The 22,173-nt window shown below is 71.8% G+C and carries 14 protein-coding genes and 1 pseudogene; 7 read left to right on the top strand and 8 right to left on the bottom strand.

Annotated features, from left to right (window positions below; translation table 11 throughout):
* Window positions 1–915: 915 nt before the first annotated feature.
* From AB0M29_RS19210 to AB0M29_RS19220, 3 genes and pseudogenes are all read left to right on the top strand, one after another.
* A complete protein-coding gene (locus tag AB0M29_RS19210) occupies window positions 916–3,951 on the top strand; it encodes a ricin-type beta-trefoil lectin domain protein (RefSeq protein ID WP_365383976.1) in 3,036 nt (1,011 codons plus the stop codon).
* A gap of 163 nt (window positions 3,952–4,114) precedes the next feature.
* Window positions 4,115–4,357 (top strand): annotated as a pseudogene (locus AB0M29_RS19215) (hypothetical protein).
* A 295-nt stretch (window positions 4,358–4,652) separates the two neighbouring features.
* Window positions 4,653–4,856: a hypothetical protein gene (locus tag AB0M29_RS19220; protein WP_365383978.1), complete on the top strand. Its 204-nt coding sequence runs from the start codon at window positions 4,653–4,655 to the stop codon at window positions 4,854–4,856.
* A gap of 62 nt (window positions 4,857–4,918) precedes the next feature.
* Here the strand turns inward: AB0M29_RS19220 and AB0M29_RS19225 are convergent, their stop codons facing one another.
* Together AB0M29_RS19225 and AB0M29_RS19230 are read right to left on the bottom strand one after the other, a co-directional pair.
* Window positions 4,919–6,034 carry a serine hydrolase domain-containing protein gene (locus AB0M29_RS19225; RefSeq protein ID WP_365383980.1) on the bottom strand — a complete coding sequence of 372 codons (1,116 nt, stop codon included), beginning with the start codon at window positions 6,032–6,034 and terminating at the stop codon, window positions 4,919–4,921.
* A gap of 190 nt (window positions 6,035–6,224) precedes the next feature.
* Window positions 6,225–7,823 (bottom strand): helix-turn-helix domain-containing protein, encoded by a 1,599-nt coding sequence (locus AB0M29_RS19230; protein WP_365383982.1) that lies wholly within the window; start codon window positions 7,821–7,823, stop codon window positions 6,225–6,227.
* Window positions 7,824–8,065: 242 nt separating this feature from the next.
* On the opposite strand from AB0M29_RS19230, the gene AB0M29_RS19235 reads away from it, so the two are divergent.
* The 4 genes from AB0M29_RS19235 to AB0M29_RS19250 all read left to right on the top strand — a co-directional run bounded on the left by AB0M29_RS19235 (window position 8,066) and on the right by AB0M29_RS19250 (window position 13,057).
* Window positions 8,066–9,268 carry a M20 family metallopeptidase gene (locus AB0M29_RS19235; RefSeq protein ID WP_365384051.1) on the top strand — a complete coding sequence of 401 codons (1,203 nt, stop codon included), beginning with the start codon at window positions 8,066–8,068 and terminating at the stop codon, window positions 9,266–9,268.
* Entirely contained in the window at window positions 9,261–10,169 is a 909-nt protein-coding gene (locus AB0M29_RS19240) for a GNAT family N-acetyltransferase (RefSeq protein ID WP_365383984.1), read from the top strand. The genes AB0M29_RS19235 and AB0M29_RS19240 overlap by 8 nt, the downstream gene beginning before the upstream one ends.
* Window positions 10,166–11,272 carry an o-succinylbenzoate synthase gene (menC, locus tag AB0M29_RS19245; protein WP_365383986.1) on the top strand — a complete coding sequence of 369 codons (1,107 nt, stop codon included), beginning with the start codon at window positions 10,166–10,168 and terminating at the stop codon, window positions 11,270–11,272. Before AB0M29_RS19240 ends, menC begins: the two co-directional genes overlap by 4 nt.
* A gap of 102 nt (window positions 11,273–11,374) precedes the next feature.
* Window positions 11,375–13,057 carry a helix-turn-helix domain-containing protein gene (locus tag AB0M29_RS19250; protein ID WP_365383988.1) on the top strand — a complete coding sequence of 561 codons (1,683 nt, stop codon included), beginning with the start codon at window positions 11,375–11,377 and terminating at the stop codon, window positions 13,055–13,057.
* Here AB0M29_RS19250 and AB0M29_RS19255 read toward each other — a convergent pair.
* The 6 genes from AB0M29_RS19255 to AB0M29_RS19280 form a co-directional block, all read right to left on the bottom strand.
* Window positions 13,046–15,133: a prolyl oligopeptidase family serine peptidase gene (locus AB0M29_RS19255; RefSeq protein WP_365383990.1), complete on the bottom strand. Its 2,088-nt coding sequence runs from the start codon at window positions 15,131–15,133 to the stop codon at window positions 13,046–13,048. The genes AB0M29_RS19250 and AB0M29_RS19255 overlap by 12 nt on opposite strands.
* Window positions 15,130–16,281 (bottom strand): erythromycin esterase family protein, encoded by a 1,152-nt coding sequence (locus AB0M29_RS19260; protein ID WP_365383992.1) that lies wholly within the window; start codon window positions 16,279–16,281, stop codon window positions 15,130–15,132. The genes AB0M29_RS19255 and AB0M29_RS19260 overlap by 4 nt, the downstream gene beginning before the upstream one ends.
* Window positions 16,278–18,143, bottom strand: a complete 1,866-nt coding sequence (locus AB0M29_RS19265; protein WP_365383994.1) for an ABC transporter substrate-binding protein — start codon at window positions 18,141–18,143, stop codon at window positions 16,278–16,280. The genes AB0M29_RS19260 and AB0M29_RS19265 overlap by 4 nt, the downstream gene beginning before the upstream one ends.
* Before the next feature lie 78 nt (window positions 18,144–18,221).
* Window positions 18,222–19,127 carry an ABC transporter permease gene (locus AB0M29_RS19270; protein WP_365383996.1) on the bottom strand — a complete coding sequence of 302 codons (906 nt, stop codon included), beginning with the start codon at window positions 19,125–19,127 and terminating at the stop codon, window positions 18,222–18,224.
* Window positions 19,124–20,074, bottom strand: a complete 951-nt coding sequence (locus AB0M29_RS19275) for an ABC transporter permease (protein ID WP_365383998.1) — start codon at window positions 20,072–20,074, stop codon at window positions 19,124–19,126. Before AB0M29_RS19275 ends, AB0M29_RS19270 begins: the two co-directional genes overlap by 4 nt.
* Complete coding sequence (locus AB0M29_RS19280) at window positions 20,071–22,161, bottom strand: ABC transporter ATP-binding protein (RefSeq protein WP_365383999.1); 2,091 nt, start codon at window positions 22,159–22,161, stop codon at window positions 20,071–20,073. The genes AB0M29_RS19275 and AB0M29_RS19280 overlap by 4 nt, the downstream gene beginning before the upstream one ends.
* Between the last annotated feature and the right edge of the window lie 12 nt (window positions 22,162–22,173).

Consider the following 22,173-nt stretch of genomic DNA (forward strand, 5'->3'; position numbering starts at 1 on the left):
CGAAAGCGGCCTGACCGGGCAGGACTTCCGGTGTTTCGGCCGCCCCGGCCTCGAGCCGGTGCCAGAAGGGACGGCAGCCGCATGCCAGCCGCGCGAGCGGGTCTGCGACGCTCCTGTCGTGAAGTCGGGTTCCGCCTTTAGCGGGAAGGCCGTCGGACCGGCTGCCAGGGCCCGGATACAGACGAGGTACGAGGTTCGTCGCCTCGCCGGCATTCGAGAGCGACTGCAGATCAAGACCGTGCTGCCGTATAGGGGCACGGGTGAGGAACTGCGCCGTTCCCCTCGCCGTGCGGGCGTCAGCCGCGGCCCCTGGTGGCTGCTGACGGACAAGGTGAGTTGGGCTGGAGTGGATACGGCAGGAGGTGAAGTTCCTGGTAGACGCCCTGTCGACCAGGAACAACCTGTCCGCCGCGGTCAACGGGCTCCCTGTCGGTGTCGGCCGACCTGCGGCGCGGAGACACACTCCTGCCCTACAACTCACGGGCACGCCTGTGGTGGTCCGAGGCTGGCATGGACCTATTTCCGCCACTCAAAGGACTAATTCGAAGTGCTGTTACGACTCTTGACGGCCATTTTCCTGGCTCGTAACGTCGGCGTCCCAGCGTCTGCAGTGCGGCAGGCGCTGGGCCCTCTGATCCCCCGTGGAAGGGCCGCGCCATGGACATCCGATCGAGCCGTCGCCGACCCCGTGGCCGGCTCCTGAACGCGGCAATGGGCGCCGCGTTGGTGGTCTCCCACGCGGCTGTCACGTTGATACAGGGGACGACGTCGTTTGCGGACGCGGGCCGGGACGGCGCAGGGCCCCGGGCTGTCGCAGGGGGCGGGGCGCCGGCCTTCCGCCGGGTGCGCGGTCGGCGCCGCGCGGTGGTCCGCCGGGCGGGCGCTGTGCTGGCGGTTGGTTGTCTGATCGCCGCGATGGCGTCGGCGTTGCCCGTCTCCACCGCGGTGGCCACGGCTGCTGACAGCGGCACGGACGGGTGGGTGCTGAGCACCACGGACACCTCGTCGAACTACGCCCCGGCGTTCATCGGCAACGGCTACTTCGGCGCGAGGGTACCCGCGGCGGGTGAGGGGTACAGTAGTTCCCCGATCGTCACGCAGTCGGAGTTGGCTGGCTTCTACGCCGCGCCGGGCGGCCAGTACGAGCGGCGGGCGAGCCTGCCGTCCTGGACCATGCTCGGTTTCGGCCGCGACGACGTCACTGGTGGTGTGTACGGAGTGGGGGGCTCCGGTACGTGCGGCTTCGACCATCTGTGCCTGGCGCGGTTCGGGCAGATCTCCGGTGGCGCGTTCGTCGAGGCCTCGCACGGCGGTTCGACGGCCGACGGCTACCTCGCGGGGCTGAACACCAGCAGCGGGCCGACGGTGGGCGGCACGGATCTGATGACGGTTCAGGATGCCCCGGCCGGTGGCGCGTCACTGTCGGTTCGGTACTCCAACGGCAGCGGCAGCCCGCAGAGCGTCCACCTGCTGGTGAACGGCGCCTCGCAGCAGATGACTGTGCCCACGACGGCGAACTGGGAAAGCTGGGCGGTGCTGACCGTTCCCGTGAGCCTGAACGCGGGCTCGAACACGGTCGGGATCGCCGTGGTCCAGGGGGACACGGCGGCAGTGAACGTGGACTACGTCGCGGCCTACCCCAGCGGTGCGCAGCCCCCGAGCCAGGACCCCGGCTCCGGGACCACGAGCAACTACCGGCAGTCGCTGGACTTGAAGACCGGGCGGCTGACCACCTCCTTCGACTGGACCTCGCCCGCGGGCGATGCCACCTCCTTCACCTACGAGGTGAACGCGAACCGGGCGCACGCCCACCTGGGTACCGTGAGCGTGACGGCGGTTCCGCACTGGAGCGGCACGGCCAGAGCCGTGGACGAGTTCGATACCCGGGGGCTGAGCTACGCCACCGCCGGAGGGGTGAGTGTCGACGGGGCGAACGCCACGATGTCGCAGGACGTCGTCTCGAACGGCAATCTGGTCACCGCCGCGCTGGACTCCGTGCTGCGGGTCAATGGAGCGAACGTATCGACCTCGCCCATGGGCAGTGCCGGGCAGAGCGCGACCTTCCCCGTCACGGCCGGCCAGAGCTACCAGGTCACCAAGTACGTGGGCGTGGCCTCCTCCGTCGACACCGACCGGTCGCTGAGCACCACTCCCCAGCAGGCTGCCGCGACGGCAGCGGCCGACGCCGCCGCGGGCGGCTACCAGCAGGCGATCGCGGCCAGCAACGATGCCTGGTCGAGCCTGTGGCAGTCCGGCATCTCGGTTCCTGGTGACGCGGCGCAGACCGCTCAGATCCACGCGGCCATGTTCTACCTGCTCGCGAGCATGCGCGCGGACACGACCTGGAGCACCGGCCCGGGCGGGCTGTCCTCCGACGGCTACGGCGGCCATGTCTTCTGGGACATGGAGACCTGGATGTACCCGGCCCTGCTGGCCCAGTACCCCGACATCGCCCAAGCCGCGGACACCTACCGGCAGAAGCTCCTGCCGCAGGCCGAGGCCAACGCCTCAGCGGTGTCCCTCAAGGGGGCGAAGTTCCCCTGGGAGAGCTCCCTGACGGGTAAGCCGTCGACGGCGGGGGGTGCCTACGACCGGGACGAGATCCACGTCAACTCCGACATAGCCCTGGCTCAGTGGCAGTACTACCAGGCCACCGGCGACACCGCGTGGCTGCGGGACAAGGCATGGCCGGTACTCAAGGACGTCGCCGACTACTGGTCCACCCGCGCAACCCCGGACGGTTCCGGCGGCTACGACGTCAAGAACGTCATGTCCCAGGACGAGAGCGCGGACCCCGTCGACAACAGCGCGTCCACTGACGCCGGCGCACAGACATCGCTGCGGATCGCCGTCCAGGCCGCAGGCATCCTCGGCCAGAGCGCCGACCCGGCCTGGGCCACGGTCGCCGACGGCCTGAAGATCCCGGTCGACACCACCACCAACACCCACCCCGAGTTCCAGGGCTACAGCGGCCAGACCATCAACCAGGCAGATGTCACGATGCTCCAGTACCCCTGGAACGTGCCGATGCCGGATTCCCTCGCGCAGGGCGACCTGGACTACTACGCCCAGCGCGTCGATCCGAACGGCCCCTCGATGACCGACGCTATCGCCACCATCGACGCCGCCGCCCTCGGCTCACCGGGCTGCACCGCCTACAACCACCTGCAAAGCAGCGTCAACCCGTTCCTGGGCGCGCCGTTCGACCAGTTCCACGAGACCCGTACCGGCGGGGCGTTCACCTTCACCACCGGCGAAGGCGGCTACCTGCAGCAGTTCCTCTACGGGTTCACAGGCATGCGCTGGGGCACCGACGCGGTCACCATCGACCCGTTCCTGCCCTCGCAGTTGCCCGGCGACGATGTCACCGGCCTCAAGTGGCACGGCAGCACCTTCGATATCGCCGTGGGCCAGCAGTCCGCGACGGTGACCGTGCAGTCCGGCACCCTCGCGGTACGCGACCACAGCGAAACGGTGCACCAGGTGTCGGCCGGGACCACGCTGACCCTGCCGACCCGGCACCCGGCTGCGACTACCGGGCCGACGAACTGCGGCACCGACCCGGCAGGTCCGATCACCGGAGCTGGCAGCAGCCGCTGCGTCGACATCCCCGGCGCCGACACCACCGGCAACCCGCAGGTGCAGCTCTACGACTGCAACAACACCGCCGCCCAGAACTGGACCCTCCCGGGCGACCACACCGTGCGGGCCATGGGCGAGTGCCTCGACGCCCAAGGCGGCAGCAACGACAACGGGACACACGTACAGATCTACCCGTGCAACGGCACCACCGCCCAGCAATGGACCTACAACCCCGCCACCCATGAGCTGACAGCCTTCGGCAAATGCCTCGACGCCGCCGGCAAGAGCACCACCAACGGCACCGAACTGAATCTCTTCGACTGCTACGGCACATCCAACCAGCAGTGGAACATCCCAGCCCTGGGCTGAACAGCAACGCCGGACGCCACGGGGTGCACGCCGCACACGGCGTGCACCCCGTGGCGCGCCGTCGTGAAGCCCTCTCCCGCGCCCGCGTGTACACACATCGTGATCCCGACCGCGTAGCACAGCCACCGGCCGCGCACGGTCAGCCAGTTCAGGAAGACGTGACATCCGCCAGCACGGCGCCGACCACGAGGACCCCGACCCGCGCCCGGGCCACGAGTACCGGGAGCTGGTCGGGGAGCCGCTGGACGGCCTCCTGCTCGACGTGACCGGCTGGACCACCTAAGCCCTGGCCTGCGGTGCGGCCCTGGCCACGGAACTCGGGCGCTGGGGCCCCGGAGGGCGTGCAGTCTACGAACCACGTGCAGCGGACCCGAGCCTGTGGGACTGGCAGTGCGACAGCCCCTGACACGGCCGGTCCGCCCCGCTCCGACGTACGGGGTCCGCATGCGCTGCGAAGCCGTTCAGGACACCGGCTTGTAGCCGATCTCCACATCAGGGCAGGAGGCCGCGAGAGAACTCAAGGCTTGCTGGTCAGTCGGGTCCACGGCCAGGCCCCAGGCCAACTTCACCGAGATCCAGTCGCGGTGTACCGGCAGCGCGCGTCCGCGGCCGGCGGCATCCACCGCGTCGGACCGGCATCGCCCTTGGACCGGTTCGGCCGCGCGGTCACTGCGACCAGGTGCTGCGGGTCGCTCAGGTCATTGGCGTACGCCACCCGTCGGCCGTGTGTCCACCCGTCGGCTGTCCAGTTCGACCCGGCCACCCGCACCGGCTGGACCTTCGGCCCCAACGACGCGCAGATCCAGCAGTTCTCGTACCGACCGCCCGCGGTACTCGAAGCACCCGCGGTACCCGCCGCCGGGTACCGCGGGCTTGTCGGCCGCGGGGTGGAACGAGGACCGTGAGGCAGAGGTCCGGATCGGGAAGGCGTGTCTTCAGCGACCGGTAGGGACCTCGGCGTGGTGGGCTAGCGGAGGTCGCGGATGAGGTCGCCGATGATGGAATCCACCCTGTCCGAGTCGAAGTTCTCCGATCCGACCAGCAGGGTCACGGCCCGTTGGCCGTCATCGGTGACGGCGTTCCTGAATTTGTGGCCGCTGGCCATACTGCCGCTGTGTCCCCAGGTCACCAGGCCGGGAGTGCGCTCGTACCGCTCAACTCCCAGGCCGTAGCGTTCTCCCGGGAGGTCGTCCGTGATGGTCTGCTTCATCGCGGCGAGCTGGGCCGGGGCCAGCAGCTTCCCGCTCATGAGGGCGGTCCAGAAGGTCGTCGCGTCCGCGCCGGTGGAGATCAGCTCGCCCGACGCGTCGGCCTCGGAGGTGTTCCACTCCGTCCTGTCCGCCAAGGCTCCGTGCCGCTCCGCGTAGCCGCGCAGGTCCGGCTTGCCGATGGTGGTCCGGTCGCCCGGCCAGGAGGTTTCGCACAGCCCGAGGGGCCTGATGATCCGGTCCTTGATCTCGTCGCCGATACCGCGGCCGGTGACCTTCCTGACGATCAGGCCGAGGAGGTTGTAGTTGGTGTTGGCGTAGGAGAAGCCGGACGGAGTCCTGTCGGGGCGGGGCAGGGTCAGCGCTTGCCTGACGGTCAGCAGGGGCTCGATGTGATCCCAGCGGTGCGCGTCCTCGTCATCCCAGAACGGCGCGTCGAGGTAGTCGGGCAGGCCACTGGTGTGCTGCAGGAGCTGACGGATCGTGATCTTGCGCCCGTCGTAGAGTCTGGTGCGGATGAGGCCGGGCAGATAGTGGTCCACGGTGTCGTCGAGCGTGATCCTTCCCTCGCCGACGAGTTGCAGCACGACCGTTGCCGTCCAGGCCTTGGTGTCGCTGCCGATACGGCTGTGCTCGGAGCCGACGACCTTGCGGCCCGTGGTGAGGTCGGCAAGGCCGACACCGGCGTTCCGGACTCCGCAGAGGGGACTCTTCACCGTGACGCTGATTCCCGAGGCACCGACACTCTTCAGCTGCTCCAGCGCGGTCTGGAGGGGCTTGGTGTCACAGCGCGGTGCCGCGGCCGACGCGGCAGGCACCGCCACCAGCGAGGCTGTGAACGCCAAGGCCACGACGACTGTCAGTTTGCACCACATGATGTCTCCTCTTTTCACCCGAGGCCGGGGCCGGGCCGAAGCCGTCCGCCGCACGTATGCCGCACTGTGCATGCGGAAAGCGTGGCCGGTGCCCGCGCCGGAGCGCTTGCAGCGCCCGTCCAGAGATTCCCCGCATGCGTTGTGCGACCGGCCAAAGAGGTGAAGCCGCCGTGTACCGGGTCCCGGTCTCCTACCAGGAGTCGCCCAGCCGCAACCGGAGCCACAGCACCAAACGCTCGTCCGGATCGGCGAGATCGAACCCGAAGATCTCCTCGGCGCGGGAGAGCCGGTACCGGATCGTGTTCGGGTGTACGGACAGCCGGTGGGAGGCGGCGGCGACATCACTGTTGGCGTCGAGGTAGGCGAGGATGGTGGACGCGTAGCTGGTGCCGTGTGCGAGATCGTGGGCACTGACCGCCGGCCCGAGTCTGTGGGGCATCGCCTCTTGGGCGGCCAGTATCTGGCCGAGTGCGGCCAGCGTCGCGCCGGCCCACACTTCCTCGATCGTGGCCACGCGGCACTCTTCCGGATCGCCCAGCCGGTCGGTGAGTGCGCGCAGGACGAGATCGGCTTCGGCGAGTGAGTTCGCGATCGAGCGCAGCCCCGGGACGAGCGAGCCGAGCCCGGCCCGGACGGGCACCCTCAGCGCGCCGTGGGCCCGCCGGGCGATGTCGGAGACGAGTTCACGCTGCGCGGTCGGCGAGGACGCGCTGGGCAGCAGTGCGTAGACCGTTCCGTCGATCAGCACGCAGGCGTGTCTGCCGTAACGTGCCTCGCAGCGCAGGCTCACCAGGTCGGCGAGCCGGGTGGCGGCGTGTGCCGTGAGCCTGTCCTCGGTAGCGCTCGCGGCGGTGAATGCGGCCACCGCCACGGGCTGGTTCGGGTCCAGGCCGAGCTGCGAGGCCACCACGGTGGCGGAGTTCGGGTCGGCGAGCAGCCGCCGTAAAAGGTCCGCATGCCTGTGCCGGGCGGCATCGGCCGCGGCGCGGGCGGCGAGCAGGTGCAGCGCGACGATGTCCCGCGCGTCGCAAAGGGCTTGTTCGGCGGCGGAGTCCAGGTTGCCCTCGGCATCCACTATCCAGAGCGAGCCCAGTACCTCGCTTCCCGCCCGGATCGCGACACCCAGACGCGGGAAGCCGCCGCGGACGGCCGGGAACCGGCAGGTGCGGACAGCCTGGGCGAGGACGCGGTACTGCTCGTCGTAGTCCGGGCCCTCGGGCACCTGGAGTCCGAGGATGCCCTGGCGGCGGCCCTCGTCGACGGCCTGGCCGGGCAGAGTCGAGTAGGCGAGGATGCGCCGGTGCGGATCCTCGATGACGGTGGCACCGCCTGTCATCCCGGCCATCGCGTTGGCCAGCGCGAACAGATCACCCACGGCCGGGGCACCCGCGGTCCGCGGGAAACGCACGGCTGACGCGAGAGCCGAGGAGATCATGGTGTCCAGATGGTGCCAGGCCAGCCCCTCGTCGGCGGCGAGCAGCACGATCCCGGACCGCTGTGCCGCTCCCACCAGTTCGGTGACCGGATCGCCGAAGCTCTTCACCACCAGGCAGGCGTACCCGGCCCTGGCCGCGGCACCCACCAGTTCCTTGGCCTGCGTCCCGGCTGTCCCTACGCCCACGGCGAGCAGGATCGCGTCCCTGGCGTGGGGAAGAGGGGCTCGCGGCTCGAAGATGAGCACGCCGGAGACGGGTACCGGCCCTGCCGGGAGTACGGTCAACGGCCGCAGCAGCGCCGGACCCAACAGGCTGAGTACGTGGTCGAGATCGGGAACCGCGGTGCCAGGCATCCTCACCTCTTCAGCCGTACGCACACGGCATGCGCGGACTGTCCGCCGAGGGTAGCCGCAGACTCCGCTGTTTCATCACGAGGAACCGAAGCGGCGGGTCGTTCTTGTTCTGTCGTACGGACACCGGAGCGTCGCGTGCCCCCAAGCTGGTGCGCACGCATCGACTGGAGGTGTCCGCAGTGACAGAGCGCAGTGTGCTTGTGCCATCCCCACCGGGGATCATCACGGAGCACGAGGCCGTGATGGTGGCCGACGTGGGGCGGCTGGTGCGGTGCGAGTCCCCTTCGCAGGACACCGAAGCGGTCGCTCGCAGCGCCGAGGTGGTGGCCCGGATGGGTGCCGGGTACCTCGGGACGGAGCCCGAACGCATCGTTATCGACGGCTGCACGCACCTGCGCTGGCGTTTCGGACGCAGCCCGCGGGTGCTGCTGCTCGGCCACCACGACACGGTGTGGCCGCTCGGTTCGATCGAGCGCCTGCCGTTCCGCGCCGAGGGCGGCGTGATGCGCGGTCCCGGCTGCTTCGACATGAAGGCAGGGCTCGTCGTGGCGTTCCACGCGCTGGCCGCCCTGTCGGCGCAGGGCGGCTCCGACCGGTTGGATGGGGTGACGCTGCTGATCACCGGCGACGAGGAGCCGGGTTCGACGACCTCGCGTGAGCTCATCGAGCAGGAGGCGCGTGGCTGCGCGGCGGCGCTGGTCCTGGAAGCGGCCGGGCCGGGGGGCACGCTGAAGACCGAGCGCAAGGGCGTCTCGCGCTATCAGGTCCGTGTGCGCGGCCGGGCGGCGCACGCCGGGTTGGAGCCGGAGTCCGGGGTGAACGCCACGGTCGAGGCCGCGCATCAGGTGCTGGCCGTCACCGCGCTGGGGGATCGGGATCGCGGCACCACCGTCACCCCGACCCGGCTGGAGTCGGGCACCACCTCCAACACCGTAGCCGCGGAAGCCTGCTTCGAGGTGGACGTACGCGTGCGTGACGCCGATGAGCAACAGCGTGTGGACCGGGCGTTGCGCATGCTGACAACGCGCTTGGACGGGGCACGGGTCGAGGTGGCGGGCGGACCCGACCGTCCACCACTGCCTCCTGCCGCCTCGCACCGGTTGTTCGCGAGGGCACAGCGACTGGCAGCGGAACTCGGCCTGGAACCGCTGTCAGGAATGGCTGTCGGCGGGGCCTCCGACGGCAACCTCACCGCCGCGGTGGGCACCCCCACACTGGACGGGCTGGGGGCTGTCGGCGGCGGCGCGCACGCCGAGGACGAGCACGTGCTGGTCGCGGAGTTGCCGCGGCGGACCCGGCTGCTCACCGCGCTGCTGTCCGAGCTGCTCACCGAGGGACTTGCACCAGCGGCAAGTCGTGCGCGGGAACGAACGCGCGGTGCGCATCCTGTGCCCGCGGACGACCACAGCGCCGGAAGGGGCGGGAACCATGACGGCCGTGACTGATCTCCTGTGTGACCGCGCCGAGTTCCCCCTGCTGGAGTCGGCTCACCGCGCGGCCGAGGCGGCGGCGCGGGCGGCGCGGGTCGAGATCCGCTGCCTGGACGACATCGGCGATCTGGAAGCCATCCAGCTCCTGTGCGAGCGCGTCTGGCAGACCGGCGCGAACCGGCCGCCGATCGGCGCCGACGTGCTGCGCGCCCTGGCCAAGGCGGGGAGCTATGTCAGCGGCGCCTACGACGGCGGCGAACTGGTCGGAACCTGCTTCGGCTTCTGCTCCCCGCCGGCCCGTGCGTCCCTGCACAGTCACATCGCGGGGGTGCTGCCCGAGGTGCAGAAGCGCAGTGTGGGCTACGCGTTGAAGCTGCACCAGCGGGCCTGGGCGCTGGAGCGCGGCATACGCGAGGTCCGCTGGACGTACGACCCGCTGGTGCGCCGCAACGCCTACTTCAACCTGAGCAAGCTGGGAGCGCGGGCGGCCGAGTACCTGCCGAACTTCTACGGCCCGATCGACGACGGCGTCAACCGCAGCGACGACAGCGACCGCATCATGGTCAGCTGGCGTCTGGACGCGCCCGACGTCACGTCCGCGTGCTCCGGGAAGCCGCTGTTCGACGGCGTGCCGGCCGCGCCGGCGGCCGACACGGCCGTGGCGCTGGGCGCCTCCGCCGACGGTGCGCCCGTGGCCGAGGCGTACGACCGGCGGGCCCGCACGCTGCTGGTGGCCGTACCCGCCGACATCGAGGCGCTGCGCCGGGACCAACCGGACTGCGCCGAGCGTTGGCGCACCACCGTACGGGAGGTGCTCGGCGGATTGCTGGCGGTGGGCGCGCGTATCCGCGGCTTCGACCGCACCGGCTGGTACGTCGTGGAGAACGCGGCCGAAGCACCCAAGGAGCAGGCATGAAGCTCACCGGAGTCGAACTGCGCACCGTGCGGGTGCCGCTGGTCACCCCGTTCCGCACCTCGTTCGGCACCGAGACGGTGCGGGAGGCGCTGCTGGTGCGGGTGGTGAGCGACGAGGCCGAGGGCTGGGGAGAGTGCGGTGCGGACACCGCACCGCTGTACTCCCCGGAGTACACCCACGCCGCCGCCGACGTGCTGACCCGGTTCCTGGTCCCGGCCGTCGCGGGCGTGCCGGAGCTGGACGCCCACCAGGTCGCCCCGGCTCTGGCCGGGTTCAAGGGCCACCGCATGGCGCGGGCCGCGCTGGAGACGGCGGTGCTCGACGCCGACCTGCGCGCCCGCGGCGTCCCGCTCGCGCACGCGCTGGGAGCGGTGCGGTCCACCGTGCCGTGCGGGGTGTCGGTGGGCATCACCGAGTCGATCCCCGCGCTGCTGGACGCGGTCGGCGGCTACCTGGACGCGGGGTACCTGAGAATCAAACTGAAGATCGAGCCCGGCTGGGACGTCGAGCCGGTGCGCGCGGTGCGCGAGCGCTTCGGCGACGTGCCGCTCCAGGTGGACGCCAACACCGCCTACAGTCGCGCCGACTTGCGTCACCTGGCCCGGCTGGACGACTTCGGCCTGCTCATGCTGGAGCAGCCGCTGGCCGTGGACGACCTGCTCGGCCATGCCCGGCTGGCGGCGCTGCTGACCACCCCGATCTGCCTGGACGAGTCGATCACCTCCGCCCGCGCCGCCGCCGACGCCATCGCCCTGGGCGCCTGCCGGGTGGTCAACATCAAGCCCGGCCGGGTCGGCGGCTATCTGGAGGCCCGCCGCATCCACGACGTCTGCGCCGCGCACGACGTGCCCGTGTGGTGCGGCGGGATGCTGGAGACAGGCGTGGGCCGGGCCGCCAACCTGGCGCTGGCAGCGCTGCCCGGCTTCCGCTTCCCCGGCGACACCTCCGCCTCGGAGCGCTACTACGCGACCGACCTCACCGAGCCGTTCCGCCTCGTGGACGGCCACCTGCCGGTACCCACCGGGCCCGGGATCGGGGTCGCTCCGCTTCCGGACGCGCTGGAGGAGTTCACCACAGGAGCCACCTGGGTGCCGCTCGGCTGAGCCCGCCCGCCCTCCGGGTTCGTACCCGCGTACGAACCCGGAGGTACGATGTCGTCATGCGAGACGAAACTCGTCCCTGCGGGCCGCGCTAGGTTCACCCGCATGATGATCCCGGACACCAAACTGCCGCGGGCGAGCCTCGGGCGCGTGCTGGAGGAACTCGGCACCACGCTGCTGCACCTGCTGTGCGGTGACGCGACCGGTACCGACGGTATCGGCGGGGTGGTCATCCACGACCCGCTGGACCGGCCCGAACTGCCGGACCACGCCATGGTGCTGGGCGTCGGGCTGCACGAACCCGCGGACGTCGCCCAGGCCCTCGCCGACCTGGGCCGCAGCCGGGCGGCCGCGCTGGTGGTTCGCGCGCCCTTCGTCCCGGACGAGACAGTGCTCGCCGCGGCCCGCGACTCCGGCACCGCACTGCTGGCCGTCGCCCGCGGCGCTTCCTGGACCCACCTGGCGGGGATGCTGCGCACCCTGACGGCGGACGCCGTCCAGAACGCGGATCCCGGCGCCGTCGTGCCCGGGCGGTTCGGGGCCGGGGACCTGTTCGCCGTCGCCAACGCCACCGCCGCGCTGCTGGACGCCCCCGTCACCATCGAGGACCGCAACTCCCGGCTGCTGGCGTTCTCCAGCCGGCAGGACCACGTGGACCCGTCCCGGGTGCAGACCATCCTCGGGCGGCAGGTCCCCCCGGAGTACACCCGCATCCTGGAGGAGCGCGGAGTCTTCCGGGAGATCTACCGCAGCGACCACCCGGTCTTCGTGGACTCCCTACCCGGCGAGGCCGACGCCGCGGAGCCCGAACGGCCCCGGGCCGTCATCGCCGTCCGCGCCGGGGACGAGATCCTCGGCACGGTCTGGGTGGTCGTCACCGGGCCGCTGGACGAGCAGCGCAGCCAGGTCCTGCACGAGGCGTCCAAGCTGATCGCCATGCACATGGTCTGGCAGCGCGCCGACGCCGACAGGGAGCGCAGGCTGCGCGCGGAACTGCTGGCCACCGCCCTGGAGAGCGGCCCCGAAGCACCCGACGCGGTCCGCCGCCTCGGCCTGAGGGACGGGCCCGCCGTCGTCCTGGCGCTCACCGTGGTCGACGCGCCCGAGAAAGGCGGCCTGCCCGCCCGCCTCGCCGCCGAACGCGGTCGCCTCGCGGACGCCTTCGCCATGCATCTGGCCGCCGTGCACCCGAGTGCCGCCGCCGCGCTGATCGGCGACACCTCCTACGGGGTGCTCCCCGTTCCCGCGCAGGGCAGTGACGCCGCCGAGGAGCGGGCGGCCGTGGTCGCCGCCGAGTTCCTGACCCGCGTCGGCTCGCCTCTGCGGCCTGTGGTCGGCGTCGGCCGGTACGCCGCCGACAGCTCCGGCCTGGCCCGCTCCCGTACCAGCGCCGACCGGGCGCTGCGGGTGCTGCGCCGGGCCGCGGCCGACGCGCCGTCCACATGGCGGCAGGTGGCACGCCTGGACGACGTGCACAGCGAGGCGCTGCTGCTGGAGCTGGCCGACGTGGTCCCGCGCGGCGAACTGCCCAGCGGTGTCGTCGGCCGCCTCGCCGCCTACGACGCCCGCCACCAGTCGAACCTGGTGGAGACGCTGGGCTGTTGGCTGGATGCCCTCGGAGACATCCCCGCTGCCTCCGCCGCCATGTTCGTCCACCCCAACACCTTCCGCTACCGGCTCAAGCGGGTGGCCGAGGTCGGTGTGATCGACCTGGAGGACCCGGACGCCCGGCTGGCGGCGATGCTCCAGCTCAAACTGCTGGCCCTGCGGCCGGGGCTACTGCCTTAGCGGCGCGGCCGGCACGTTCGGCACCCTGAGCCCCAACTCCCGTACCAGGAAGGCCAGCCACTCCGCGTCCTGCGCCACCGCGACCTCCGGTGCGGTGGCCGCGCCGTGCCCGGCCGCGTCGTAGACGTGGAGCAGCACCGGGGCCGGGCCCTGCTGCGCGGCCTGGAGCCGGGCCGCGAACTTGCGCGCCTGCCAGGCCGGACAGCGCGGGTCGGTCGCGCCGGCCTGGACATAGACGGCGGGCAGGTCGCCGGGCCGCACCAGGTGGTACGGCGACAGCCCGAGCAGCCGGCGCACCTGGTCCGGGTCGTCCGGGTCGGCCCAGGCCTTGCGGATGACGAAGTCCAGATAGGGCACGCGGATCGCGCCGATCAGGTCGAGCAGCGGTGCGCGCGGCAGCACGGCGTGCCACAAGTCCGGCCGGGTGGTGGCGGCGACCCCGCACATCAGGCCGCCGTCCGAGCCACCGGTCAGCGCCAGCCGGTCGGGGGTGGTCAGCCCGGAGGCGACCAACTGCTCGGCCACGGCGGTCAGGTCGCCGTCGCGCACGCCGCGCTGCTCGCGGTGCGCTCCCAGGTACCAGTCCCGGCCGAACTCGCCGCCGCCGCGCAGGTACGCCTGCACCAGCACGCCGCCGGCCGCGACGAAAGCGGCCAGGTCCGGCCGGTACTCGGGCAGGGTGGGGATGTTGGCCGCGCCGTAGGCGGACACCAGCACCGGGGCCGGAAGCGCCGTGCCCGCCGCGCGCACCACGTGGTAGGGCACCCGCGTGCCGTCAGCCGCTACGGCGTGACCCGCCGTCAGCTCCGCGTCCAGGACCACCTCCGGGGCCGACAGCACCTCCACCCCGGCCGCCCCCGGCCGGTGCCGGTAGACGCCCCAGGAACTGGTGAGCGTGGAGAAGGCGAACAGGAACTCCTGCGGCGGTGCGCCGACCGCCAGCCCGGTGAGCGGGAAGAACGGCGCACCGAGCGCGCCGCGGCCGGGCAGCGGGACCTGCCCGGTGACCGCGCCCGAGCGATCCAGCACCAGCACCCGGGCGAAGGTCTCCTCGAAGCCGCTGAGGTAGAGGTGGTCGCCGACCGGAGTGAGAGAGCGCAGCACCGTACTGCTCTCGGGCAGCCACTCCTCCCAGCACTCCTGGTCGTTGGGGTCTTCCGCCGCCAGAGGAACGGCCACCACCCGGCCGCGTGCGGCGCCCACGTCGGTCACCGCCACATAGCGGTCGCCGACGACATGCCCGGCGACGGTGCCCGCGCAGTCGGTGAGGAAGGGACGCCACGGCGCGCCGGGCCGCGTCAGGTCGCGCACCGCCACCGGCACCGGGCTGCCGACCCGGTGGCTGGCCACCGCCCAGCGGCCGTCGGGGGAGTACTGCACCAGCGTGTACTCGCGCGAGCCCGCCGGCACCGGCACCGGCAGTACCTCGGTCCTTCCGCCGAGGGTGTGGTGGAACACCGCCTGCCGGAACTCCTCGGGCGTGCCGGTGAGGGCGAAGAAGCTGAAGCCGGACGAGTCCGGAAGCCAGGACACCCCGCCCGCCCAGGCGCTGTGCAGCACCTCCTCGGGTGCGCCGTCCAGCGGCCGGCCCGACTCCACGTCCACCAGGCGGACGGTGTTGTGCTCGCTGCCGTCGGTGCACACGCCCAGCGCCAGCACGCGGCCGTCTGGCGAGGGCGCCAGCCAGGACAGCACCGCAGGGCCGCTGCCGGTGGAGAAGTCGGCCAGATCCGCGATCCGCCGGCCAGGACCGTAGGGCTGGTCGGCGACGAGCACCACCGGCGTGTCCCGGCCCGGCACGGCGGCCGCACGGAACCAGCGCCCGGCGGCGTGCCGCGGCAGGGCGGGACGGGAGCCGCGATCGTAGCGCTGCACCAGCGCTCGCACGGCCTGCCGGTCCAGCCCCTCGTAGCAGACGGCTTCGGCCAGTTCGGCCTGGCGGCGCTGCCACTGCCCGACCTCGTCGGTCTCGGCCTCCAGCCACCGGTACGGGTCCGGCACCCGCACCCCGGCGAGGTCCTCGACGGCGTCGACCGTACGGGTGGCCGGTTGCGACGGACGGGCGGTGGTTGTCACGGGGACTCCGTTCCCAGCCTCGCGGCTGCCTCGAGCTCGTCGCGGAGCCGCTCGAAGGCTCCGGGGACGCGGGTGACGTGACGCACGTGCAGCAGCGCGTCGAAGGCGGCGGGGACGTCGTCCAGCGGGTCCAGCCCACCGCCGACCTGGGTGCCGGTGACGCCGTCGAAGAAGCCGGGCGGGACCTGCCGCGTGTCCACCAGCAGTTCGGGGCCGCCGGGCAGCCGCTCCAGCCGTGCCTCCAGGCTCTCCGGCGCCAACTCCCTTTCGCGCAGCGAGACTTCCCAGTCGAAGGGGCGGGGCGAGCGCGGGGTGATGCGGACCTCCGGCCCGGAGCCGTAGGTCATGCCGATGACCTTCAGTTCCGGCCCCAGCTCGGCGGCGAGCAGAGCGCCCAGCATCGGGCGGCCGTGCAGCGGCGTGCGGCGTACGTGCGCGTTGTGGGCGCTGACCAGCACCCGCTGTTCCCGCTCCAGGATCCATCGCACCGTGTCCGCCATGAACTCCTCGCGCGGGTACGGCTGCCGCGCCGGCAACTGCCCGGCGGCCGCATCGGCGACGAACGCTCGCAGCGACTCCGCGCACCGCACGGCGGTGTCGTCGCCGTCGCGCAGCGCGCGGCCGTACAGCGCGAGCAGGCCGTCCATCAGCCGCTGCCGGTCGGCGGCGGGCAGCCACGCGGAGCGGACCGCTGCCTCCGATCTGCCGCCGAGGTCGCTCAGGCGCAGCAGTTCGGCGTCGCCCGGCCAGGCGGGCAGGCGTTCCAGGCAGGCGCGCACCGCGGGGCCCGGGGAGGTGGAGGAGCCCGGCAGGTCCATGCCGTAGAAGCGGACGCCGCCGGTGGCGCGCAGCCACCCGAGCTGACGGCGCATCGGCTCGCACTCGCCGAAACGGTAGCTGACACCCTCACGGGCCACCGCTTCCACGTCGCCGTCGCCGCCCCGCACCCAGGCGTCCACTGCCAGGCCCTCGGCGAAGCCGGACTCCAGCACCAGGGCGGTGAAGCCCAGTTCCTCGACGAGGAGGCGGAACAGGCTGTGCCTTTGCTCGTAGAACTCGGTGACCGAGTGCGCGCCTTCGCCCAGTGCCACGACCCGGGCGTCACCGACGACGGCGCGCACCGCTGCGGCATGGCTGGCGTGTGTCACTTGGTGAAGTACCACTGCTCGGGCGAGTACAGGTAGCTGGTCAGGGACTGGAAGGCGGAAGGCGGTCCGGAGAGGGTGTCCTTCCAGACCACCAGGATGTCCGGGGCGGGGAAGAACAGCGCGGGCAACGCCTTGGCGATGCCGGTGGTCTCGGCGGACAGCGCCTTGGGATCCGCCCCGAAGGTGGAGGCGTTGATCATCTTGTCCACTGCGGTGTCCTGGAAGCCGCCGAGGTTGAAGCTGCCGCCGGTGTTGAAGACCGTGTTGCTGCTGGGGTAGCCGGCGGCCAGGGACAGGGAGCCGTAGTCCTGCGCCGCCCACTTGTCGTCGTTGGCGGGGGCGTAGCTGTGGCCGTAGTTGTTGTAGAGGTAGTCCAGGGCCTTGGTCTCCACCTTGATCTTGATGCCCAGCTTGCCGGCGGCCGAGGAGAGGGAGATGTCCCTGGCCGGGACGTAGCTGGGGGTGTTGGCGGCGGCGATGGTGAAGGAGATGGTCTGCCCCTGCGGGATGCCGGTGCCGCACTGGTCGGCCGCGGTGCCCGGGCGTACGCAGGTCGTGCTGCCGTTGGGCACCACCTTCCAGCCGTGGGCGGTGAGCAGCTTCTCGGCGGCGGCGGGGGAGTACGGGTAGGGGGCCTTGTCGCCGAAGGCCGGCGGGTACGGGGAACCCAGGGCCGCCGTGGAGTAGTTGGCCGAGGCCGCGCCGTTGTAGACGCCGCGGCTGGTGATGTCGCCCTGCTGGTCGACCAGGTGCTGGAGTGCCTGGCGGATGTAGGGCTGGGCGACGACCTTGTCGAAGTTGCCCGTGTGATCGGTGAAGTTGAAGGTCAGCATGTCGAGCACAGCGGGCGCGGGTGCACCGTAGACGTGGTATCCGGCCCGCTTGAGGGTGCTGATCTGGGTGACGAAGCTGGAGTCGAGCGTGCCGACGGTGAGGTTGCCGGCCTTGAGCTGGTTGAGCACGGCGGCGGCGGAGGTGAAGGACTTGAAGTCGACCTCGGCCAGCCGCGAGCCGCCGGGGCCGGTGTAGCGCCTGTTGGGGGCGAGCGCGTACGAACCGGTCGTGGCGTCGTAGCTCTTGAGGCGGTACGGCCCGTTGACGATCTGCCAGAGCGGGTTGGTGGCGAAGGTGGCGGGCGTGGACGACTGCTTGGTCAGGTAGTCGTAGATGGCCTTGGCGTTCTTCGGCTGGGTGAAGTCCAGGTGCGGGCCGCCGGTGCGGGCGATGTTCCACTCCTGGGAGGGCATCACGTACAGCAGCGTCAGCAGGGACAGCAGGTAGGACGGGTTGTAGGCGGTGTCCAGGTGGAAGGCGACGGTGTCGGCGGCGGTGGCGGTGGCGGTCGCGGTGACCCCGTCGGGGAACTGGCCCGGGGTGTAGAAGCTCCAGTTGGCTGCGGACTCCTTGAGGGCGGCCTTGAGCAGGTCCAGCGAGAAGACCACGTCGTCCGCGCCGACCGCGCGGCCGTTGGACCAGGTGCGTGGCTTCAGCTTGATGGTGACCGTCTTGCGGTCGGCGCTGTAGACGGGGGCGTCGGCCATGCCCGTCGTCATGTCCGCGACCTGGTCGCCCTGGCCGCTGGGGCGGTACAGCGCGCGCCACATCTGGCCTTTGGCGATCTCGGTGCCGTTGGCGGATGCCGGGGGGTAGGGGAACACGGATGTGGGGTTGAGGCCGGGCGTCAGCGCGATGGTCGCGGTGCCGCCGGTGCTCGGGCTGCCCGACTCCTTGGGCAGGACCCGGTAGCTGTCGCGGACGGCGGTGGGGGTGGTGGTGCCGCTGCACGCGGTGGCGAGGGCCGTGACCACGGTGGCGAGGGCGGCGAGCCGGACGGCTCTGGACCGGTTGGAGGCATGCGTCATGGAGGGCTCCCTGCGAGGGTGTCGGGAAAGGAGGAGTGCGGGAGTGGGCGGTCCGGGCGCTGGGGGTCCTGTCCCAGGTCAGTCGGCGCGGCGTCCGACGGCGTCGCGCAGCGCGTCGCCCAGCAGGTTCAGCGCCAGCACGGTGAGGATGATGCAGGCGCCGACGGGGTAGATCAGCCACCAGTAACCGGCCGACATGTGGGTGGCGGCGTCCGCGAGCTGGCTGCCCCAGTCGGCCGCCGGGTACTGGAGGCCGAATCCGAGGAAGCCCAGTGCGGAGACCACCAGCAGCGCGTCGGCCACCTGGAAGGTGACCGCCACGATGATCACGCCCAGGGCGTTGGGGACCAGGTGGGTCAGGATCAGCCGCCGCCGCGAGGAACCCATCACCTTCGCGGCCAGCACGAACTCCCGCACCCGGAGCGTCAGCACCTCGCCGCGCACCAGCCGGGCCGATACGAGCCAGGAGAACGCGCCGATGACCAGCGACAGCGACAGCGCGTCGGCGTGGAAGCGGGCCGAGAGGATCAGCACGAAGAAGAGGAAGGGCACCGACAGCAGGGTGTCGACCACCCGCATCAGGAACCCGTCGACCACGCCCCCCGCCAGCCCGGCCACCGCGCCGTACAGGGTGCCGAACGCGGTGGCGAAGGCCGCTGCCAGCAGGCCGATCTCCAGTGACACCCGGCCTCCCACCATCAGCCGGCCCAGCACGTCGAAGCCGTTGGTGTCGGTGCCCAGCAGGTGGCCGCCGCCGGGCGGCAGCGCCGCGTCCAGGAGCTGCACATGGGTCTGGTCGGTGCGGTGGAACAGCGGGCCGAGGAAGCAGAAGCCGAGGACGGCCAGCAGCAGCAGTCCGCCGGCCAGCCCGAGGGGATGGTTGCGCAGGGTGCGCAGCGCCGCGACGCGCGGGGAGCGGTGCTCCCCGAGGGGCAGGGTCTGCGGCTCGGTGGGCTCGGTCGCTCGCAGCGGGACAGTGGTCATTTCTGCAGCTCGATTCGGCGGTCGGCGGCGGCGACGGCGAGGTCGGCGAGCAGGTTGCCCAGGACGGTGAGCACGCCGCCGATGAGGGTGTAGGCGAGGAGGACCGGGTAGTCCTCCTGCTGGAGGCTGTTGAGGAACAGCAGGCCCAGGCCGCGGTAGTTGAACAGGGACTCGACGATGAGATTCCCGGCCAGCAGGGCCGGGATGAACGTGCCGACGAGCGTGATGAGCGGCAGGCAGGCGTTGCGCAGCAGGTGCCGGGTGAGGATCAGCCGCTCGGGCAGGCCCTTGGCACGCGCCACCCGGATGTAGTCCAGGCCCAGCTCATCCAGCGCGGAGGAGCGCTGGTACTGGGCGAAGAGGGCGACGCTGGTCACCGCGAGGGTGATCACCGGCAGTGCCATGGAACGCGGCTCGGTGATCACCGCCCAGGCCGAGTGCGATTGCGAGGCCTCCGCCGGGAACCACGGCAGTTCCTGGCTGAACCAGTCGATCAGCACCAGGCCCAGCAGGAACGACGGGGTGGCGTACAGCACGTAGGACAGGGCCGTGGTGCCGCGGTCGAGCAGGCTGTTGCGCCGGACGGCCTGCGCGATGCCCAGAGGGACGGAGATCAGCAGTGCCAGTACCAGGCCGGCCAGCGACAGCATGGCGCTGCGGCCGGCCTGCTGCCTGAGAAGTGTGACCACGCTCTCGTTGAGCTTGTAGGAGCGGCCGAGGTCGCCGTGGGCGAGCTGTCTCAGGTAGCTCAGGTACTGCACCACCACCGAACGGTCGTAGCCGTGGGCGCGGTTGAAGTCGGCGACGGCCGCGGCCGAGGCCCGCGGGCCGAGCACCACGCGTCCCGGATCGCCGGACACCACGTGCAGCAGGAAGAAGGTCACCGCGGAGATGCCCACCAGGACGGCGCAGGACACCGCCAGTCGTCGGGCCACGTACCAGGTCATGCGCGCTCACTTCCCTGCCGCTGGGGGACCGGCTGACGGGACGTCGGCTGACGGGTGATCAGGGGGTGGTGGCAGGCGACCTGGTGGGTGCCCACCACCGCGGTCAGGGGCGGTTCCGCCGTCGCGCACACCTCGGTGGCGTGGGGGCAGCGGGTGCGGAAACGGCAGCCGCTGGGCGGGTCGATGGGGCTGGGCAGCTCGCCGCGTACCCGGGCGCTCGGGTCGGGCGGCGGCGCGGCCGGGTCGGCGTCCGGTACCGCGGCCAGCAGGCCGGCGGTGTAGGGGTGGGCGGTGGTGCCGTACACCTCCTCGGTGGTGCCGGTCTCCACCAGCTTGCCGAGGTACATCACGCCTACACGGTCGGACAGGTACCGCACCACGGCGAGGTCGTGGGAGATCACCACGCTGCTGAGCTCGCGTTCGCGCTGGAGCCGCTTCATCAGGTTGAGGACCTGGGAGCGGACCGAGACGTCCAGTGCGCTGACCGGTTCGTCGGCCACCAGCACCGTCGGGTCCAGTGCCAGGGAGCGGGCCAGGTTCACGCGTTGACGCTGGCCGCCGGAGAGTTCGTGGGGGAAGCGCTCCAGGACGCCGGGCGCCAGTCCGACGTCGGCCAGCAGTTCGCGGGCCCGGGCCGTACGTGAGGCGCGGGTGCCCACGCCCTGGATGGCGAGCGGCTCGCGCAGCACGGCTCCGACGCGCATCCGGGGGTCGAGGGCGGTGCTGGAGTCCTGGAACATCATCTGCAGGCGGCCGCGGTGCCGGGCGAGCTGACGCGGTTTCAGGGCGGTGACGGGAGTGCCCTCGAAGACCACCTCGCCGGAGTCGGGCCGGTCCAGGGCCACCAGCAGCCGGCCGAGCGAGGACTTGCCGCAGCCCGACTCGCCGACCAGGCCGAACGTCTCGCCGGCCGCCACCTCGAAGCTGACGCCGGAGACGGCCTTGACGGTGCGTCGCTCGCGCAGCGGGTTGCGGCTCCCCACCGGGTACTCCCGGCGCAGGTCGGCCACGCACAGCCGGGGCTCTGCCGCGGCCTGCCCCGTGGTTGCCGCGGTCGCCGCGCGCTCCGTGACGGTCACCGTGGCGCGCCGGTCCCGTACCTCCGGCTCGGGCGCCGGCTCCCAGCACGCGTAGCTGTGGCCGTCGTCCGCGGTGGACACCGGCGGGTCCTCGCTGCGACATCGGTCGGTGGCGGCGGCGCAGCGCGGCGCGAAGGGGCAGCCGGTCCGCGGCGCGGACAGGTCCGGTGGGGAGCCGGTGATGCTGAAGAGCGGCTCGGCGCGGTCCTGGGCGAGCGAGGGGATGGAGGCCAGCAGCGCGTGCGTGTAGCGGTGCCGCGGGTGGGCGAAGAGCGGGGCGGTACCGCCGGTCTCGGCGGTGCGCCCCGCGTACATCACGGCCACCCGGTCGGCGTGGCGGGCGATGACGCCCATGTCGTGGGTGACAAGGATCATCGCCATGCCGAGGCGGGAGCTGAGGTCGTCCAGCAGTTCGAGGATCTCGGCCTGGATGGAGACGTCCAGCGCGGTGGTCGGCTCGTCGGCGATGACCACCCGGGGTTCGCAGACCAGGGCCATGGCGATCATCACGCGCTGCCGCATGCCGCCGGAGAGCTGGTGCGGGAAGTCGTCCATGCGCTCGCCGGGCCTGGGGATGCCCACCAGCGCCAGCATCTCCTCGGCCCGCGCCCGTGCGGCCTGCCGGGACACCCGCTGGTGCAGCCGCACCGGCTCGGCGACCTGGTCGCCGACGCGGCGGGTGGGGTTGAGCGCGGTCAGGGAGTCCTGGAACACCATGGCGATGTCGTTGCCGCGCAGCGCCCGGTAGCGGGCGGCGGGGAGGCCGACGAGTTCGGTGCCGTCGAAGTCGATCGACCCGCCGGTGATCGTGCCGCCGGCCGGCAGCATGCCCATCAGGGCCAGGCCGGTCATGGACTTGCCGGAGCCGGTCTCGCCGACGATGCCGAGTGTCTCCCCGCGACGCAGCGTCAGGCTGACGCCCGACACCGGGCGGACGATCCGGTCGCCGCGCCGGATCTCGACCGACAGGTCGCGGACCGTCAGCACGCGGTCGTCAATACGGTCCATGGTAGGGGTCTC

Source organism: Streptomyces sp. NPDC051976 (assembly GCF_040680795.1).
In the GTDB taxonomy this organism is placed as follows: Bacteria; Actinomycetota; Actinomycetes; order Streptomycetales; family Streptomycetaceae; genus Actinacidiphila.